Raw genomic sequence first — 17,089 nt, 5'->3', positions numbered from 1 at the left:
GAGCTGTCAATCAGGCGTGATTGGCGGGCACATAGCGCGCCCGCAAGCGCATGAATGGTGTTTCCACCACTCTATACAAGAGCCAGCCCGTGACGATGCTGAGCACTATCATCACCAGCATGGCCGGCAAGGTGTCCGGCCCGTAACCCATATCCTGCAAGATCGGGCGCAGCAGGATGCACAACTGCTTGTGCAACAAATAAATCGCATACGACCACAACGCCAGGCTGGCAGCACCCGGCACGCGCACTGTGTAGAGGACACTGGCGGGACTCAGCGCGGCAATCAGCAGCAGGGTAAAGCTGGCGGCCAGCACCGGATAGCCGAACACCGTCACCCAGTAGCCATAATGATCGGCAAGAAACACATAAAACATCAGTGCCGTACCAGCGATACCCGCCAGCAAGGCGCGGTTGCCATATGAGGTCAGGCGCGTCCAGGCGCCCGGATGATGGTTTTTCAGCAGCGCCAGCGCCACGCCCGCCACCAGCTCGTCGAAGCGGCACCAGGATGCGTAGTAAATGTACTTGTAATAGCCAAGGCCGCCGCGCGGCACTTGCACATATTCATCCCACAGAGTCGCGCGCACCAGCATGCCGACGATAAAGCTGGCGGCCACGGCCACCCACGCCCACAGCAGCGACTTGCGGCAGGCGGCGACAAGCAAGGCCACGGCCGGCAGCAGCACATAGAACTGCTCTTCCACGCATAGCGACCATGCATGGGAAAACGCCGTGCCCGGTGTCAAATTGATGTTTTGCGTAAAGGTGAGGAATTTCCACAGGGGCAGCAGCGCACTATCGCCGCGAAACGCGGGCCACAAATAATACAGGGCCAGCACGACATAGAAATTGGGCAAGGTGCGCAGGAAGCGCCGCGCATAGAAGCGGGGCAAGGAAAAGCCGCGCTCGCTGCGCAAGGAGGCGAAGATCTGGTTGCCGATCAGATAGCCGCTAAGGGCAAAGAACAGGTCCACACCCGTCCAGCCGATTTCTCCCCAGAAACCAAATGCCCCGCCATCGCTGACGAACAACAAATAGTGGTTCATGAACACCAACACGATGGCCAGCGCGCGCAAGGTATCGAGACCGTACAGGCGTGAAGAAGATGAAGACGACATGGATATCAGCAATGGAAAACAACGGTGGCGCCGATCATGCCATGCCGCACACTGCCATGGTCAACTTTTTCCAGGCGGCCAAGGCGAATCCCGCTAAAATATGCCGACCCCGCTTTCCCTTCCCGCAACCGCATAGGATATGTCCAGCATGAGCAGCGCACTCCACTTCAAGTCCATCAACTACACGGGCCAGGGCAGCGGCCCGCGCCTGATCGTCACGGGCGCCGTGCACGGCAATGAAACCTGCGGCACCAAGGGCATCCACCGCGTGATGGCTGAACTCGACAGCGGCGCCCTCTCCATTCTGGCCGGCAGCGTCACCTTCGTGCCCATCACCAATCCACTGGCCTTCGCCAAAGGCGTGCGCAGCGGCGACCGCAACCTGAACCGCAATCTGTTTCCGAACGACAATCCGCAGGATTTCGAAGACCGCATCGCCAACTGGCTGTGCCCCTTGCTGGGCCAGCACGACGTGCTGCTGGACTTGCACTCGTTCAATGCCGACAGCCAGCCTTTTGTCATGGTGGGACCGCGCAACAACGACGGCCCGCTGCAACCGTTTCAACATGAAGACAAGGAACGCGCGCTGGCGCGCCGCCTGGGTGTGCGCCGCTTCGTTGATGGCTGGCTGCACGCTTACGGCCAGGGCGTGCAACGCCGCCTGGGCAATAGCGACCAGGTGGGCCTGGTCTTGCGCTACGGCGTGGGCACCACTGAATACATGCGCTCGACGGGTGGCTACGCCTTGACCCTGGAATGCGGCCAGCACGCGGACCCTGCTGCGCCGGATGTCGCCTACCGCGCCATCAAGAATACGCTGGCCTTCCTCGGTTTCATTGATGCACCGCAACCGGAAGCCATCGCGGACGCCGACATGGAAGCACTCAATATGGTCGTCGTGCACGACAAGCTGCACGCGGACGACCGCTTCATCAAGACCTGGTCCAGCTTTGACAAGCTCAAACAGGGCGAGCAGATCGGCGTGCGCGCGGACGGCACGCCCGTGACGGCCGAATTCGACGCCTACATCCTCTTCCCGGACGTCAACGCGCAAGCCAATGCCGAGTGGTATTACCTGGCAAGAGTTGCCGCCAGTTTCTGATTAATGACCTACTGACTTGGAGAAAAGGTTAATCACCAGCACGCCGGCAATGATCAGCCCCAGGCCGATCAAGGCTGGCGTATCCAGGCTCTGCTTGAACCAGAACCAGCCCACGGCAGAAATGAGCACGATGCCCACGCCGGACCAGATCGCATACACGATGCCGGTAGGAATGACCTTCAAGGTCAGGGACAAGCACCAGAAGGCGATACTGTAGCCGACCACGGTGATGACGCTGGGCCACAAGCGGCTAAAGCCCTCGGACGCCTTCAAGGCGCTGGTAGCGACGACTTCGGCGACGATGGCGATGGCCAGGTAGAAATACGTCATGGCAAGGCTCATGCGACAGTCCTTTCAAGGTAAATAGGAACAACAACGCCCTGTCCGCCCACCGCCTGTTCGATCAGGGCGGCACGGCGGCGCAGGGCGCATCGGGGAAAACGACGTTACTGCGGGCTGAGCAGCTTCAAGCCCAGGATGCCGGAAACGATCAATGCGATGCAGGCCAGCGCAGCCGCCTTAGGTATTTTTTTGCTAAATACGGAAGCGATGCTCTCCCCCACCAGCCAGCGCCCGTCGCGGACTTTGCAAACCTGCACCGCACTGTTTTCAGCAAAACCTGTCTGCGCCGGCACGAAGGCATTCGATCAACTGTCGCCGAAAAAAGTAGCGCTCTGTTTTTTCGAGGACAACCTTGGCATCAGTCATGATGCGAAAACGCACGTCATTGATTTTCAGTCTTTCCGTAATTTCATCCATGGCGATTCCCAGCTGCAGCAGACTCGGAACCTCACCCTGGCAACCGCCATTATGACCCATATGGTGTTATCAAACTCCAGGATGCCGCAGCCGCGCACGCATGGCCGGCGAATGCCGGAAGCAGTGAGGGCCCTCTTCGAGATCTTCGCCACCGAATAGTCCGGCAGATACCCTCTTCGCCACTTGAACACAATGCTAGATCGCTCGCTCCAACTGAGATTGCAATATGACCGGTGCATAAACCTCAACAGTCACCTTCAGCCTGAAGCTGCGTGGAATTCATGGATGGAAAGTTTGCCCCCTTACAGCCAAGCTAACTTAGGCCCCCTGAAGCACTCAATTTGATCTGACAGTCACAGGCTTGAAACCGAATAATTGTCAATGATAGCTCGATCATTACAGCTCGATCCGTTCGCATGTCACTAGCCCAGACACGGATTTTTTTGCGGAAGTTGAAATGAAATGTCTACCTGAATTTCCTCAACTCCACCTAAGAATTCGAACTCTTAATGGCCTTTATAGTTACATAAAAGATATTATTGCCATGTTTGAATTTATGATGTAGAGTTGCAAGAAAATTCACTAAATACTTCCTGGAGTGGACTGTCAAGTGTGTACGATACTTCCCGTCGAGGAAAACACGATTTCTCAACGACTGATCCGGCGGATAGCCATTTTCTTGCGCGTTCGGCTCGCAATTACTAATGTGATTTTACTTATTTCAGTGGCATTTTGCACAAACGCGCTCGCGGAGAATTTTTCTTATATGCATAGCCTAAAGTCAGCTGAGAAGTCCATTGGGGATCTAGATATTTTTTCCAGGCTTGAAAACTTGAGCCCGGACAAAGTAGAGTCGCTGTACGAGAGTAAGGGCAATGACATTCAGAAACTAATGACAATGCGTTCTCTTACTGGAGACTCAACGGGTGCGGCCGAAGCCTTCCGCTGGTGGTATTTTCTGTCAAAGTCAAAACCAAGCATTACTCAAGAAAATCAGGAAACATTGGCATCAGTAACTGCAGAAAATGCACTTGAAGCGATTGTGGCAAAGGCAAAAATGCATCAAATCGTTATCCTCAATGAAGCTCACCAAGAACCGACACATCGTGTTTTTGCGGCTAAGGTCGCCCGCGAGTTGAAAAAAATCGGATTCAATTATCTGGCAGGTGAAACGTTCCGGCCGAACATTCCACAACAGCCAGGGTACGTCGACACCAGTATGGGGTTTTATTTACGTGAACCTATGTTCGGAGAATTTATACGGAATGCGATTAAAGACAAATGGAACTTCGTTGGATATGACGTCTATCCAGAAGGCCAAAATATCGCCGATCTGGCCAGGGAACGGGAATTTGGTGCGGCGCAAAATATCATCCTCCAGATTTTTTCCAAAGATCCTAATGCCAAGGTATTTATTTATGTCGGCTACGGACATGCCCGAAAAGAACCCGCATATACGGACGAAAAAACATACGCTTCATTGGCAGCAGTGCTGCAGCATCGGCTCGGTGTAGAACCACTCACAATCAATCAATCGGATATGTTTAGCCACGGCGAGAAAGAAACAGATAATCCAGTATATCGGAAGGTGCTTGAGCGCTTTCCAAGTTCAAATCCCATTGTTCTCAAGAAAACAGAAGGAGAATATGCAGTTTTAAGCGGCCGACCGGGATATGACATGGAGGTATTTCATCCCGATGGCACAATGCTGTCAGAGACTGGACGCCCAATTTGGATGCAGAAAGCAGCTGGCCTGCATGCTCTCGCTATCCCGTCTGAGCTTTTACCGAAGGACAGGCGACGACTAATCCAGGCATTTCACGTAGAGGACGGTCCGAATGCCGTTCCAGCTGACATGGTAATGGTTGAAGTCGGTCGCCCGCCCAAGGCTTTAATGCTACCAGCAGGCAAATTTCGTCTGACTTACGAGGAGTGAACAACCAGTAACCCCCTTTTTTAGAGCGCGCGAAAAGTAGCGGTTGAGCAGCAAAGACAAGCTTTTGTTTTGGCGTGATGCCGCCAAGTGCCATATTGGGCCGGTCGTGATCGTAAGCCCACCACCAGCGGCTTGCGAAATCCTGAATCTCATCGAGCGTTTCAAACAGGTGATGGGCCAACCAGTCGTAGCGTGCCGTGCGGTTATAGCGCTCGACATCAGCGTTCTGCTGCGGCTGGCCAGGCTGGATAAAAACGATGCGTATGGCACGCCTGGCGGCCCAGGCCAGCGTCACAGCGCCGATGTACTCCGGGCCGTTATCGCCGCAAATGACCTGGGGTTTGCCACGCCATTCGGTGATCCTGTCGAGGAACCGGCTGACTGGAGGATTACCACATGGCGCATCAGGAAATGTATTACTGCGGGCTGAGCAGCTTCAAGCCCAGGATGCCGGAGACGATCAATGCGATGCAGGCGATGCGCGCGGCGCTGGCCGGCTCACCGAGCACCATGATGCCGAAAATGGCAGTGCCGACAGTACCGATGCCGGTCCAGATGGCGTACGCCGTGCCCAGCGGCAAGGTGCGCAAGGCCAGGCCCAGCATCACCACGCTGCCCAGCATGGAAACGGCCGTCAGTACGGAGGGCACGAGGCGGGTAAAACCGGCACTGTATTTGAGGCCGATGGCCCAGCCAATTTCAAGCAAACCCGCCAATACCAGAATGATCCACGCCATCTCTTTTCTCCCGAGGCGGCAGGGTCGTCCCCGCCATACAGCCCCCACATCGAGCGGGGTCGTCCCCACAGGAGCAAAGGGGAAAGTATACCATTGGGTGAAAAGTCTTGCCGCAAGCACACTATCGCTAGTACGGCCGCTCTAATCGAAAATTGCCAGAAAACAGGCGCTTGGCAGCATAATTGCTGCATCCATTCACTCTCGGGAACAATGATGCTGCTTATGGCCCAAATCCTTACCGCCCTCATCTTGCTGCTGCACGTCTACATCGTGCTGCTGGAAACCGTGCTGTTCGATGCGCGCGGACGCAAGGTGTTTGGCCTGTCCAAGGAAAAAGCGGAGATCGTGCGCCCCGCCATGTCGAATCAGGGTTGCTATAACGGCTTTCTTGTCGCGGCGCTGGCGCTGGGCTTTTTTCACCCGGACGCCGCCATCGCCCATGCGTTCACCGTGTTCGGCCTGGCCTGCATCGCCGTGGCCGGCGCGTGGGGTGCGGTGACCGTCATGACGCGCATCCTTTACCTGCAAACCGTGCCTGCCGTCATCGCCCTGCTGCTGTTCCACTTCAATTGATTCCTGCCGGGCGGAGCTGACGGCCGCCCATCCCCTTCCCTCCTTGAAAAATGCACGCCGCCAGCACGTTATTTACATATATCGTACTATAGCGATATTGAAATTTGCAAAAGACGATACATATATCGTCCACAGACGAACATCGACAGGAGAAACACCATGGACATCGACGCCATCCACAAGGCGCTGGCCAATCCCGTGCGGCGACAGATCCTGCAATGGCTGAAGGAGCCGGAGCAGCATTTCGCCCAGCAAGACCATCCGCTCGAATTCGGCGTCTGTGCCGGACTGATCGACCGCAGCCTGGGCCTGTCGCAATCGACGGTCTCGGCCCACCTGGCCACCTTGCAAAAGGCCGGCTTGATTTCCGCCAGAAAAGTCGGGCAGTGGAGTTTCTTCAAGCGCAATGAAGCCACCATCCAGGCTTTTCTGGAACATATGCAGCAAGGTTTGTAACCGTAGCCCATCCATATCGCCGTCCGCGGCACTCTCGACAGGAAAAATAGCAATCATGACAACCTTATTCGACCCCATCACCATTGGCAGCCTGCAACTGAAAAATCGCATCATCATGGCGCCGCTGACGCGTTCGCGCGCCGGCAATCCTGGCCGCGTCCCCAACGCCCTGATGGCCGAGTACTACACGCAGCGCGCTTCGGCCGGCATGATCATCTCGGAAGCGACGGCTGTCACGCCGCAGGGCGTGGGCTATGCCGACACGCCGGGCATCTGGTCAGAGGAACAGGTGGAAGGCTGGAAACACATCACCAAGGCCGTGCATGACGCAGGCGGCTTGATCGTGCTGCAACTGTGGCATGTCGGCCGCATTTCGGCGCCCGCCTTCCTCGATGGCGACTTGCCCGTGGCACCCAGCGCCGTCAAGCCGGCCGGCCATGTCAGCCTGCTGCGCCCGAAACAGGAATTCGTCACGCCGCGCGCGCTAAATACGGAAGAAATTCCCGGCATCGTGGCGGCTTACCGCCTGGGCGCCGAGAATGCGAAAAAAGCCGGCTTCGACGGCGTGGAAATCCACGGCGCGAACGGTTATTTGCTCGACCAGTTCCTGCAGGACAGCACCAACTTGCGCACCGACAACTACGGCGGCTCGATTGAAAACCGCGCACGCCTGATGCTGGAAGTGACGGATGCATGCATCGAGGTATGGGGTGCCGACAAGGTGGGTATGCATCTGGCACCGCGCCGCGACGCGCACGACATGGGCGATTCCGACCCGCGCGCCACCTTCGGTTATGTGGCACGCGAGCTGGGCAAGCGCGGCATCGCCTTCATCTGCGCGCGCGAAGCGCTTGGTGAAGACCGCCTGGGTCCGTACTTGAAGCAGGAATTTGGCGGCGTATACATTGCCAACGAGAAAATGGACAAGGCGGCGGCCGATGCCTTGCTGACCAAAGGCGAAGCCGATGCCGTGGCCTTTGGCCTGTGGTTCATCGCCAACCCCGACCTGCCCATCCGCCTGCACAGCGACGCGCCATTGAATCCCCTGAATCCGGACACGCTGTACGCACCCGATGCGGCCGGCTACACGGACTACCCGGCACTCGCGGCACAGGCTTAAACAACACTCCGGACGACAGCAGCGGCACTTCGTCGCTGCTGTCTGTCCCTCAGCGCCATCGGCGCCTTGCCGGCCGGGCCGGGCGGCGCGCGTGCACACTGCTGAACACACGGCGTATCACCTCGGCCGGCACCGCGAGCCCACGCAAGCAGGCTGTCGCCACCGTCCGGCCAAGGGCGTGATGAAACGCCACACCCCGCTCGACGAGCCCGGCCATCACCTTGTCCGTTCGGACATGCTCCCCCGCCACTTCATCGATACTGTTTTTCATGCCATGGCTCCCTGTCGCGTGGATCTACCTTGCATCAAGTTTTGACCACATTGTGTGCATTTGGTGCCCGGCACTGTGGCAAAGCATCGTTAAAATAGCAGCAATAAACACCCCGATGCCGCATGAATAGCGGCCTCGGCTGCTTGTCGCCACCGCCAGCCCCGTATAGAATGCCTGCGCAGAATTTTTGCTTCAAGGAAAATGGCCGCTAGCGCCATCCCATTAAGAATAGTGTCACTGAAGGGTATCAATGGACGATTTATTTGTACAAGCGGGCGACTTGCCGACCTGGCACCAGCGTTGCGCGCTGCGCGTGCTGCAGCTGTTTGGCTGGCGCATGCGCTTCCGCCCCTTGCCGGGGCCGCGCGGCATCGCCGTCGTCTACCCGCACACGTCCAACTGGGATTTCATGGTGGGCCTGTTCGGCAAATGGGCGCTGTCCCTGCCGTTCCGCTGGCTGGCCAAGGATTCCTTGTTCCGCGGCCCCATGGGCAAGGTGCTGCGCTACCTGGGCGGCGAACCCGTCGACCGCAGCACCACCAGCGGCACCATCGGCCGCCAGGCCGAGCGCATGCAGGCCGCCGACTGGTACTGGCTGGCCATCACGCCGGAAGCGACGCGCAGCTACCGACCGAACTGGAAAAGCGGCTTTTATCACCTGGCCCTGGCCGCCAAGGTGCCCTTGCTGCTGGTCTATATCGACTATCCGAACAAGGTGCTGGGCGTCGTCGACCATTTATACTTGACGGGCGACAAGGACGCCGACATGGCGGCCATCGCCGCCGTGTATGCGGGCCACCAGGGCTTGCACCCGGAAAAGGCGGCGCCCATCGTCTTGTCGGACAAGCGCCCCGGCGCTTAAGCAAGCCCCATCAAGACCACGCCGGCGGCCGTCAAGGCCACGCCGGCCACGCGCAGCATACGCTCGGCCAGCACCTGGCCAAGGAGACGCCCGGCACACAGCAAGCTGGCCGAAGCCAGCATGAAGCCGCACGCGGCCGAGGCGGCTGGCAATTCCTGGCCATGCGCATTGCCGTGCGCCAACGCAAATACGCCCACCAGGCCCATGCCGAGCCAGTTCGGCAAGGCCAGCGCCAGCGCGATGGCCAGCCCCACCAGGGCCACCGTGGCGGCGACGCCCGTTTCCAGCCCGGGCACCGTCAAGCCCGCCATGCCGGCCAGCGCACCGAGCAGCATCATGCCGAGGAAGGTGGCGGGCTGAGCCAGGCTGCGGCGCTGCTGGCCGCCCCATATGCCCACACCCAGCATGGCCAGCAAATGGTCGATGCCCGTGAACGGATGGGCAAAACCAGCCAGGAAGCACGCGCTCTCGCCATGGCCGGGATGCGCCATGACTGGCAAGGCCAGCAGGCACAGTGCCGCCACGGCGGCTGTTTTTATCATCACTCTTGCGCTCATTGCAGCTCCTTGCCTGGTTGGTCGAGCAAACCTTGCTCGCGGATAAAATCGATGACGACCTGCACACCGTCGCCGCTGCGCAGGTTGGTAAACACAAAGGGGCGCTCGCCGCGCATGCGCTTGGCATCCTGCGCCATCACGTCCAGATTGGCGCCCACATACGGTGCCAGGTCCGTCTTGTTGATAATGAGCAAATCCGAGCGCGTGATGCCGGGACCTCCCTTGCGCGGGATTTTTTCGCCACCCGCCACGTCGATCACGTAAATCGTCAGGTCCGACAGTTCCGGGCTGAAGGTGGCGGCCAGGTTATCGCCGCCCGATTCGACCAGGATCAAGTCGAGATTCGGAAAATCAGCTTGCATGCGCGCGATCGCTTCCAGGTTGATGGATGCATCTTCGCGGATGGCCGTGTGCGGACAGCCGCCCGTCTCCACGCCCATCAGGCGCTCGGCCGGCAAGGCGTCCGCGCGCAGCAGAATTTCCATGTCTTCCTTGGTGTAGATGTCATTCGTGATGACGGCCATGTCGTAGCGCTCGCGCATGCCCTTGCACAGCATTTCGCACAGGGCCGTCTTGCCCGAGCCGACCGGGCCGCCGATGCCTACGCGCAGGGGATTTGAGGTAATCGATGTCATGTTGTAGTCTCTCGGTGTAGTGTTCAGGAACGGTACAAACGGCTGTACTGCACTTCGTGCCGCATCGACAGCAGCGACAGGCCGGGCGCCCAGTTGTCCATCTCTTCGTCTTGCAAGGTTTGCGCCGTGCAGGCCGCCGCTTCCAGCTCCGGCCGCAGCGACAGCAGCAAACGCTGGCCCGCTACCTGCCCCAGCGGTACGGATTTCACGCAGACCAGCACCTGGTTTTCCGCCCAGGCGAACAGCATGGCCAGCAGCGCCTCTTCGCGCGGAATGGCCAGCGCCGCCACGGCGCAGGCATAGGCCGTGGGCAGCGCCACTTCCGGCTGGCCCTGCAGCATGTCGATCAACACGCCATCAGCCACGCCCAGCTCGGCCAGCAGCTTGGTCAATGAATAACCCATCTGAATGGTTTCGGCGCGAAATTCCGCCGTGTCGCGCGAGGCGATGAAGCGTTCGCTCCAGCGCTGCACGCCATACAAATCCTGCGCTTCGAAGGCCTGTATCAAACGCCAGCACAGGGGCGCTTCCCAGCGCGCCACCACCAGCGTCAGATGCTGCGCGATCCAGTCGCGCGCCGTGGCCGCATCCACCACCAAGCCGCATTCCAGGGCCGCTTCCAGCCCCTGCGAATAGCTGTAGGCGCCAATCGGCAAGGCCGGGCTGGCGAACTGCAGCAAATGCAGCAGGGCCGATGCCTGCATCATGCGGTGCCCGGTGTGTCGCTGGGGCGGTGAATCTTCTGGCGCAGCGGCACGGGCGCCAGCAAGTGCTGGCCATGGCCGTCGTGGTGGCCATGGCCGCCGCCATACGCGCCCGCTTCCGGCTCGAATGGCGCGCTTTCCTCCGTCACACTCGCCTGCAAGCCTTCCAGCATCTCCTTCAGCACCACGTCCTTGCGGATGCGCAAAAAGCCGTCACCCACCTGCGCCTGCGTGTGGCGGTTACCCAGGTGGAAAGCGCAGCGCAGCAGGGTGTGGGCGTCAAGGCAGCGCACCAGGTAGGTCGGTTCGCGCGCGGCGACGATCTGCACTACGAGCCCTTCCGGTCCCGTCATGCGCTCGCCGTCGCGCAGCACCGTGCCGCGCACGGTGAACACGGCTACCTCGTCGCCATTCGACAGCACGGCGCGCAGCCGGCATTTTTCGCGCTGGTCGTAGGGCAACACAAGTTGGGCAACGGCGGCGCGACTATCGTCAGCCGCCAGCTTGGTATGCAAAGTGAGCATGATGTCTCCTGCTTAAAATAGAAAATAGCGCTGCGCCATGGGCAGCACGGCGGCCGCCTCGCACACCAGCAGCTGGCCGTCGGCGCGCACGGCATAGGTTTCCGGGTCCACTTCCATGTGCGGCGTGGCGCTGTTATGTATCATGTCGTGCTTGCGCAAGCCGCGCATGTTCTTCACGGCGATGACGGATTTATTCAGTTTCAGCTGATGCCCGATATCGAGGTCGTAGGCCGCCTGCGAGACAAAGGTGAAAGACTTTTTCAGGCCGCCGCCGAAGGCGCCGAACATCATGCGGTAATGCACGGGCTGCGGCGTGGGAATCGACGCATTCGGGTCGCCCATCTGCGCAGCGGCGATCATGCCGCCCTTTAAAATCATCGATGGCTTGACGCCGAAGAAGGCGGGCTTCCACAGCACGATGTCGGCGATCTTGCCCGCCTCGATGGACCCGACCACGTGGGAAATCCCATGCGTGATGGCCGGGTTGATCGTGTACTTGGCGATATAGCGCTTGGCGCGGAAGTTGTCGCTGCGCGCCGTGTCGGGCGCCAGCGCCCCCCGCTGCACCTTCATCTTGTGCGCCGTCTGCCAGGTGCGCATGATCACCTCGCCGACCCGGCCCATGGCTTGCGAGTCGGACGACATCATCGAGATGGCGCCGATGTCGTGCAGGATATCTTCCGCGGCGATGGTTTCGCGGCGGATGCGCGACTCGGCAAACGCCACGTCTTCGGCAATCGCCGGGTCCAGGTGATGGCACACCATCAGCATGTCCAGGTGCTCGTCGAGCGTGTTGACGGTAAACGGGCGCGTCGGGTTGGTCGACGAGGGCAGCACGTTGGACTGTCCCACGGCGGCGATGATGTCTGGCGCATGGCCGCCGCCCGCCCCTTCCGTGTGAAAGGTGTGGATGGTGCGGTCCTTGAAGGCGGCAAGGGTGTGCTCCAGAAACCCGCCCTCGTTGAGGGTATCGCTGTGCAGCGCAACCTGAATATCCATGCGGTCCGCGACGGACAGGCAATTGTCGATGGCGGCCGGCGTGCTGCCCCAGTCCTCGTGCAGTTTCAGGCCGATGGCGCCCGCGCGCACCTGCTCTTCCAGTGGCAGCGGCAAGCTGACGTTGCCTTTCCCCATGAAGCCAAGATTCATCGGGAAGGCGTCGGCGGCGGCCAGCATGGCGTGCAAGTGCCATGGTCCCGGCGTGCAGGTGGTGGCGGCCGTGCCCACGGCCGGCCCCGTGCCGCCGCCCAGCATGGTCGTCACGCCGCTCATCAGGGCTTCCTCGATCTGCTGCGGGCAAATGAAATGGATGTGCGTATCGACGCCGCCGGCCGTAACGATCATGCCTTCACCGGCGATAATCTCGGTCGCGCCGCCGATGGGCAAGGTCACGCCAGGCTGGATGTCCGGGTTGCCCGCCTTGCCGATGCCGAAGATCATCCCATTCTTCAAGCCGATATCGGCTTTCACGATGCCCCAGTGGTCGAGGATGACGGCATTCGTGATGACGGTATCCATCACCTCGGCCGCGCAGCGCTGCGACTGGCCCATGCCGTCGCGTATCACCTTGCCGCCACCGAATTTCACTTCTTCGCCGTAGATCGCATAGTCATGCTCGATCTCGATGAACAGTTCCGTGTCGGCCAGGCGGATGCGGTCGCCCGTGGTGGGGCCGAACATTTCGGCGTATGCGCTGCGGGGCATGCTGGCCATCTCAATCCTTTCCTGGTGGAGTGTCTTGCAGTTCGCCCATGACTTCACCATTGAAGCCGTAGACCTTGCGCTCCCCCGCCAGCGCCACCAGTTCCACCGTGCGCTGCTGGCCAGGTTCGAAGCGCACGGCCGTGCCGGCCGTGATGTTCAGGCGCATGCCGTAGGCGCGCCAGCGCTCGAAGGCCAGCGCCGGGTTGACTTCAAAAAAGTGAAAGTGCGAACCGACCTGTATCGGCCTGTCGCCCCGGTTGGCCACCACCACGGTGGCCGTGGCGCGGCCCACATTGAGGCTGATTTCGCCTTCTTCCAATTTGTATTCGCCTGGGGTCATGAGGGACTCCTTCAAAGATCGCGTTACGCTTGCCGGCGGGTCGCCAGCGCAAAAACAGCCATGACGCGGGTGGCGCCCTGGCCAATCAAAAAACTACGGTATCGGGTGGTGCACGGTTACAAGCTTGCTGCCATCGGGAAAGGTCGCTTCCACCTGGATATCGGGGATCATCTCGGCGATGCCATCCATGACGTCCGCGCGTGAGAGTATTTTCGTACCGTCCGACATCAGCTGCGCCACCGATTTTCCATCGCGCGCACCTTCCATGATGGCGGCGCTGATCAGGGCCACCGCTTCCGGGTAATTGAGCTTCAAGCCGCGCGCCAGGCGCCGTTCGGCCAGCAGCGCGGCCGTAAAAATGAGCAGCTTGTCTTTTTCGCGGGGAGTCAGGTCCATGGTTTTCCTTGCGCTTCTTTCCTGATTAAGTGTTCCAGATGCGGGGCACGACGGCGTCGCGTCCCAACATGGCGGGGCGTAGCAGCTGCCAGGCGGCCAGCATGATCGTGCGCGCCGCCTCGCTGTCGCCGCACAGCAGGCGCACCACCACCAGCGATTTCATCTGCGTGGCGCCAAACGCGGCGCCGGCAGGCACCTTGATCTCGCGCAAGGCAGCCAGCACGGCGGCAGAAACGGGTGTGCCGACGGCGATCAGGGTGGCGCACACCGTGTGCCCCCCCAGTCCCAGTGGGCTGGCCATCAGCGCGCCGCCGGCGGCCAGCACGCCCTGCTCCCACCACAGCAGCTTTCCGCCGCGGCGGATCTGCACCTGCTGGGCGATGCTGCCTTCATTAAAGATTTCGCCAGAGGCGCTGCGGCCCAGGCAGACGATGTCGCAGCCGATATAGCTGGCGTCCGCCGCCAGTTCCACCTCGTGACGCAGGCGCACGCACGCCTGGTCGAAGAAAATGCTTTCCTGCGGCAGCCACTCGATGGAAGCGCCGCTACCGGCGCGCAGCACGATGTGCTGGCCCGAGACGTGGCCATTCGCGCGGTACCACTTGGCCGCCCCCGGCGACGTGAGAAACGCGTGCGCGCCTTCGCCCACCGTGACGTCGACAGCCAGCTGGTCGCCGCCCACCACGCCGCCGGGCGGATGGATGATGATGGCGTGGCAGACGGCATCGCCTTCCGGATACAAAGGCTTTTGCACGCGCAGGGGGCCGCTGTGCGTGCGCTCGACCAGACGGCTGACGCCATCGTGCCAGGCAAATCCCAGGCGCAAGTGCGCCTGCCAGGCGTCATGTGCGCTGGCCTGTGAGGGCATGGCTGGGTGAGTACTGTCTGGCATGCGGGGCAATCGCGTAAATAAGCGATTACCTAAGCAGGATATGTGCCAGCATCAAGGGATGGAACCGTGAGAATTGCGCACCACGCTGCGGCAGACGCACCCGCATGGTGCATCGGCCGCACCGCGGCGTCTACGCCACGGCCAGCGCGCGCCGTTCGCGCAGCAAGGCCGTGAATGGTGCAGCAGCCAGGGGACGGCTGAAATAATAACCCTGCATTTCGTCGCAGCCGTGTTCCGTCAGGAAGTCCACCTGTTCGCGCGTTTCCACGCCTTCGGCGATGACGCGCATGTCCAGGTTGTGCGCCAGCGAGATGACGGAACGCGCGATGGCCGCGTCGCTGCTGCTGGTGGTGACGTCGTCGACGAAGGATTTGTCGATCTTCAGCACGTCGATGGGAAAGCGCTTCAGGTAACCCAGGCTGGAATAGCCGGTGCCGAAGTCATCGAGCGAAATGCCCACGCCGATATCCTTCAGGCGCGTCAGGGCGGCCACCGCCTTGTCCGGGTCGCCCATCACCGTGCTTTCCGTGATCTCGATGCCCAGGCAGGCGGGCGCGATGCCGTATTTGCGCAATGCCGCTTCGACGAAAGGCACCGTACGGTCCTGCGCGAACTGTTTACCAGACAGGTTGACGGCCACCTTGATGCTGCCCAGGCCCGCGTCGTGCCAGGCACGGATCTGCGCGCAGACGGTTTCGAGCACCCATTCGCCGATGGCGGTGATCAAGCCGTATTCCTCGGCCAGCGCGATGAACAGACCGGGCGGCACATTGCCCAGCACCGGGTTATTCCAGCGCAGCAGAGCCTCCGCGCCCAGCATGGCGCCCGTGCGCAAACACATTTGCGGCTGATAGTGCACTTCGAATTCCTCGCGGCCGATGGCGCCGCGCAGCTGCTGCTGCATGGCCAGGCGGGCGCGGATATCGCTGCCCATGCGCTCCGTGAAGAAAGCGTAATGATCGCGCCCCATTTCCTTGGCGCGCACCAGGGCCGTGTCGGCGTGGCGCAGCACGTCGTCGAGGCTGTCGCCGTCGGCCGGGCACATGGCGATGCCGATGCTGGTGGTCAGCGCCAGGCGCTCGCCACCGACACTGAGCTCTTCGCGCAAGCCGGCCAGGATGGTCTGCGCCAGCGCCAGCGTGCGGCCCAGCAGGGCATCGTCCTGCAGCAGGATCTGGAATTCGTCGCCGCCCTGGCGCACCACGGTGTCGCCCTCGCGCACGCAGCCGGACAGAAAACGCGCCACCACTTGCAGCGCCTTGTCGCCCACGGCCTGGCCGTGCGAATCGTTGATGTTCTTGAAGCGGTCCAGATCCAGGCACATCAGCACCACTTGCTGGCTGTCGCGCAGGGCGTTGGCGCGCGCCTGTTCGAAGCGCTCGCGCAGCAGCACGCGGTTCGGCAAGCCAGTCAGCGCGTCGTGGTAGGAAAGGAAGTCGATCAGATGCTGCTCGGCCTTGCGCTCGCTGATATCGAGGAAGACGCCCACGTAGTTGACAACGCCGCCGTCCGGGCCATGCACGGTGGACACGCTGAGCAAACAGGGATAGGTGTCGCCGCTCTTGCGCCGCGTCTGCACCTCGCCCGACCAGCAGCCGCTGCTGCGCAAGCCCTGGCGCATGGCCAGCAGCACCGCTTCACCCGTATATTCGGCGTGCAGGCGCATGATGTCCGTGCCCACCACATCCTGCGCCGCGTAGCCAGTGATGCGGGTAAAGGCAGGATTGGCCGTGACGATGATGCCGGCCGGATCCGTGATCAGGATGGCGTCCTGTGTGGCTTCGAAGACCTGGCCCGAGAGGCGCAGCAATTCCTCGTTGGCGCGGCGGATCTGCACTTCGCGCGCCAGGGTGCTGGCCACCTGTTCCAGTTCGGCCGTGCGTTCGGCCACGCGCCGTTCCAGGTTGGCGCGCTCCTGCGCCAGCTGCAGCTGCGCCCGCGCCAGGCGCACATGCGCATCGGTGCGGGCCAGGATTTCCTCGGCCTGGAAGGGCTTGGCGATGAAATCGACGGCACCCAGCGCAAAGCCGCGCACCTTGTCGTCCGTATCGTACTGGGCCGACAGGAAGATTACTGGCACCTGGCGCAGGGACGGAATCTCTTTCAGGCGGCGGCAGACTTCAAAGCCGTCGAGACCCGGCATGCGCACGTCGAGCAGGATCAGCTCAGGCGGGCGCGCCTGAGCCGTCCACAGGGCCAGCTCACCGTTCGGCGCCTGGCGCACCGCATAGCCGGCGCCGCCCAGCAAATCGCTCAACAGCTTCAGCGAAGCCGGCGTATCTTCAACGATCAGTACTTCGCCCTTAGCATTCACTTCGGAAAAATCGCGGTGCATGTAGCAGTTCTCTCAGCTTTGGATGAGGCGCGGCGGTCAGTTGCCACGCTGGACAAGACATTTCTT

Annotated in this window: 20 protein-coding genes and 1 pseudogene; 7 read left to right on the top strand and 14 right to left on the bottom strand. The window is 60.9% G+C overall.

The window, feature by feature from the left end; translation table 11 throughout:
- Nucleotides 1-10 precede the first annotated feature (10 nt).
- Entirely contained in the window at nucleotides 11-1,120 is a 1,110-nt protein-coding gene (locus ACQ4WZ_RS05475; protein ID WP_436572756.1) for an acyltransferase family protein, read from the bottom strand.
- Between the two features lie 139 nt (nucleotides 1,121-1,259).
- On the opposite strand from ACQ4WZ_RS05475, the gene ACQ4WZ_RS05470 reads away from it, so the two are divergent.
- On the top strand, nucleotides 1,260-2,222 hold the full coding sequence (locus ACQ4WZ_RS05470; RefSeq protein ID WP_436572755.1) for a M14 family metallopeptidase: 963 nt from the start codon (nucleotides 1,260-1,262) through the stop codon (nucleotides 2,220-2,222).
- Here ACQ4WZ_RS05470 and ACQ4WZ_RS05465 read toward each other — a convergent pair whose 3' ends face one another.
- The gene (locus tag ACQ4WZ_RS05465; RefSeq protein WP_101484608.1) at nucleotides 2,223-2,552 is read right to left on the bottom strand and encodes an SMR family transporter; all 330 of its coding nucleotides are present in this window, start codon (nucleotides 2,550-2,552) and stop codon (nucleotides 2,223-2,225) included.
- A 147-nt stretch (nucleotides 2,553-2,699) separates the two neighbouring features.
- Between ACQ4WZ_RS05465 and ACQ4WZ_RS05460 the strand changes: the two genes are divergently transcribed.
- Both ACQ4WZ_RS05460 and ACQ4WZ_RS05455 read left to right on the top strand, forming a co-directional pair.
- Complete coding sequence (locus tag ACQ4WZ_RS05460) at nucleotides 2,700-3,140, top strand: hypothetical protein (protein WP_436572754.1); 441 nt, start codon at nucleotides 2,700-2,702, stop codon at nucleotides 3,138-3,140.
- A gap of 673 nt (nucleotides 3,141-3,813) precedes the next feature.
- Nucleotides 3,814-4,917, top strand: coding sequence for a hypothetical protein (locus ACQ4WZ_RS05455; RefSeq protein ID WP_436572753.1), 1,104 nt, complete (start codon nucleotides 3,814-3,816; stop codon nucleotides 4,915-4,917).
- A 46-nt stretch (nucleotides 4,918-4,963) separates the two neighbouring features.
- Here ACQ4WZ_RS05455 and ACQ4WZ_RS05450 read toward each other — a convergent pair.
- Together ACQ4WZ_RS05450 and sugE are read right to left on the bottom strand one after the other, a co-directional pair.
- Nucleotides 4,964-5,299, bottom strand: a pseudogene (locus ACQ4WZ_RS05450) (integrase core domain-containing protein); the annotation flags it as partial.
- 34 nt (nucleotides 5,300-5,333) lie between these two features.
- Nucleotides 5,334-5,654, bottom strand: coding sequence for a quaternary ammonium compound efflux SMR transporter SugE (sugE, locus tag ACQ4WZ_RS05445; protein ID WP_070217981.1), 321 nt, complete (start codon nucleotides 5,652-5,654; stop codon nucleotides 5,334-5,336).
- A gap of 213 nt (nucleotides 5,655-5,867) precedes the next feature.
- On the opposite strand from sugE, the gene ACQ4WZ_RS05440 reads away from it, so the two are divergent.
- The 3 genes from ACQ4WZ_RS05440 (at nucleotide 5,868) to ACQ4WZ_RS05430 (ending at nucleotide 7,803) form a co-directional block, all read left to right on the top strand.
- The gene (locus tag ACQ4WZ_RS05440; RefSeq protein WP_101484609.1) at nucleotides 5,868-6,227 is read left to right on the top strand and encodes a DUF1304 domain-containing protein; all 360 of its coding nucleotides are present in this window, start codon (nucleotides 5,868-5,870) and stop codon (nucleotides 6,225-6,227) included.
- Between the two features lie 159 nt (nucleotides 6,228-6,386).
- Nucleotides 6,387-6,683, top strand: a complete 297-nt coding sequence (locus ACQ4WZ_RS05435) for an ArsR/SmtB family transcription factor (RefSeq protein WP_133990493.1) — start codon at nucleotides 6,387-6,389, stop codon at nucleotides 6,681-6,683.
- Between the two features lie 55 nt (nucleotides 6,684-6,738).
- Nucleotides 6,739-7,803: an alkene reductase gene (locus ACQ4WZ_RS05430; RefSeq protein ID WP_101481827.1), complete on the top strand. Its 1,065-nt coding sequence runs from the start codon at nucleotides 6,739-6,741 to the stop codon at nucleotides 7,801-7,803.
- A 49-nt stretch (nucleotides 7,804-7,852) separates the two neighbouring features.
- Here the strand turns inward: ACQ4WZ_RS05430 and ACQ4WZ_RS05425 are convergent, their stop codons facing one another.
- Nucleotides 7,853-8,074, bottom strand: a complete 222-nt coding sequence (locus ACQ4WZ_RS05425; RefSeq protein ID WP_101481828.1) for a hypothetical protein — start codon at nucleotides 8,072-8,074, stop codon at nucleotides 7,853-7,855.
- A gap of 250 nt (nucleotides 8,075-8,324) precedes the next feature.
- Here ACQ4WZ_RS05425 and ACQ4WZ_RS05420 point away from each other — a divergent pair, with 250 nt between their 5' ends.
- Nucleotides 8,325-8,936, top strand: a complete 612-nt coding sequence (locus tag ACQ4WZ_RS05420; RefSeq protein WP_101481829.1) for a 1-acyl-sn-glycerol-3-phosphate acyltransferase — start codon at nucleotides 8,325-8,327, stop codon at nucleotides 8,934-8,936.
- Here ACQ4WZ_RS05420 and ACQ4WZ_RS05415 read toward each other — a convergent pair.
- From ACQ4WZ_RS05415 to ACQ4WZ_RS05375, 9 genes are all read right to left on the bottom strand, one after another.
- On the bottom strand, nucleotides 8,933-9,493 hold the full coding sequence (locus ACQ4WZ_RS05415) for a HupE/UreJ family protein (protein ID WP_436572752.1): 561 nt from the start codon (nucleotides 9,491-9,493) through the stop codon (nucleotides 8,933-8,935). The genes ACQ4WZ_RS05420 and ACQ4WZ_RS05415 overlap by 4 nt on opposite strands.
- Entirely contained in the window at nucleotides 9,490-10,128 is a 639-nt protein-coding gene (gene ureG, locus ACQ4WZ_RS05410; protein ID WP_092714505.1) for an urease accessory protein UreG, read from the bottom strand. Before ureG ends, ACQ4WZ_RS05415 begins: the two co-directional genes overlap by 4 nt.
- Before the next feature lie 23 nt (nucleotides 10,129-10,151).
- Nucleotides 10,152-10,832 (bottom strand): urease accessory protein UreF, encoded by a 681-nt coding sequence (locus tag ACQ4WZ_RS05405; RefSeq protein WP_133993384.1) that lies wholly within the window; start codon nucleotides 10,830-10,832, stop codon nucleotides 10,152-10,154.
- Nucleotides 10,832-11,356 carry an urease accessory protein UreE gene (gene ureE / locus ACQ4WZ_RS05400; RefSeq protein WP_101481831.1) on the bottom strand — a complete coding sequence of 175 codons (525 nt, stop codon included), beginning with the start codon at nucleotides 11,354-11,356 and terminating at the stop codon, nucleotides 10,832-10,834. The genes ACQ4WZ_RS05405 and ureE overlap by 1 nt, the downstream gene beginning before the upstream one ends.
- A gap of 12 nt (nucleotides 11,357-11,368) precedes the next feature.
- Nucleotides 11,369-13,069 carry an urease subunit alpha gene (gene ureC, locus ACQ4WZ_RS05395; protein WP_436572751.1) on the bottom strand — a complete coding sequence of 567 codons (1,701 nt, stop codon included), beginning with the start codon at nucleotides 13,067-13,069 and terminating at the stop codon, nucleotides 11,369-11,371.
- A 1-nt stretch (nucleotide 13,070) separates the two neighbouring features.
- Complete coding sequence (locus ACQ4WZ_RS05390; RefSeq protein WP_101481833.1) at nucleotides 13,071-13,400, bottom strand: urease subunit beta; 330 nt, start codon at nucleotides 13,398-13,400, stop codon at nucleotides 13,071-13,073.
- A 93-nt stretch (nucleotides 13,401-13,493) separates the two neighbouring features.
- The gene (locus ACQ4WZ_RS05385) at nucleotides 13,494-13,796 is read right to left on the bottom strand and encodes an urease subunit gamma (protein WP_034751936.1); all 303 of its coding nucleotides are present in this window, start codon (nucleotides 13,794-13,796) and stop codon (nucleotides 13,494-13,496) included.
- A 25-nt stretch (nucleotides 13,797-13,821) separates the two neighbouring features.
- The gene (locus ACQ4WZ_RS05380; protein WP_436572750.1) at nucleotides 13,822-14,664 is read right to left on the bottom strand and encodes an urease accessory protein UreD; all 843 of its coding nucleotides are present in this window, start codon (nucleotides 14,662-14,664) and stop codon (nucleotides 13,822-13,824) included.
- Between the two features lie 154 nt (nucleotides 14,665-14,818).
- Complete coding sequence (locus tag ACQ4WZ_RS05375) at nucleotides 14,819-17,023, bottom strand: EAL domain-containing response regulator (RefSeq protein WP_101481834.1); 2,205 nt, start codon at nucleotides 17,021-17,023, stop codon at nucleotides 14,819-14,821.
- Nucleotides 17,024-17,089: the final 66 nt, after the last annotated feature.

It is taken from the genome of Janthinobacterium darwini, assembly GCF_051380905.1.
Classification (GTDB): Bacteria; Pseudomonadota; Gammaproteobacteria; order Burkholderiales; family Burkholderiaceae_D; genus Janthinobacterium.
Note: the sequence above shows the minus strand (reverse complement) of the source record. Positions and strands in the feature narration are given on the sequence as shown.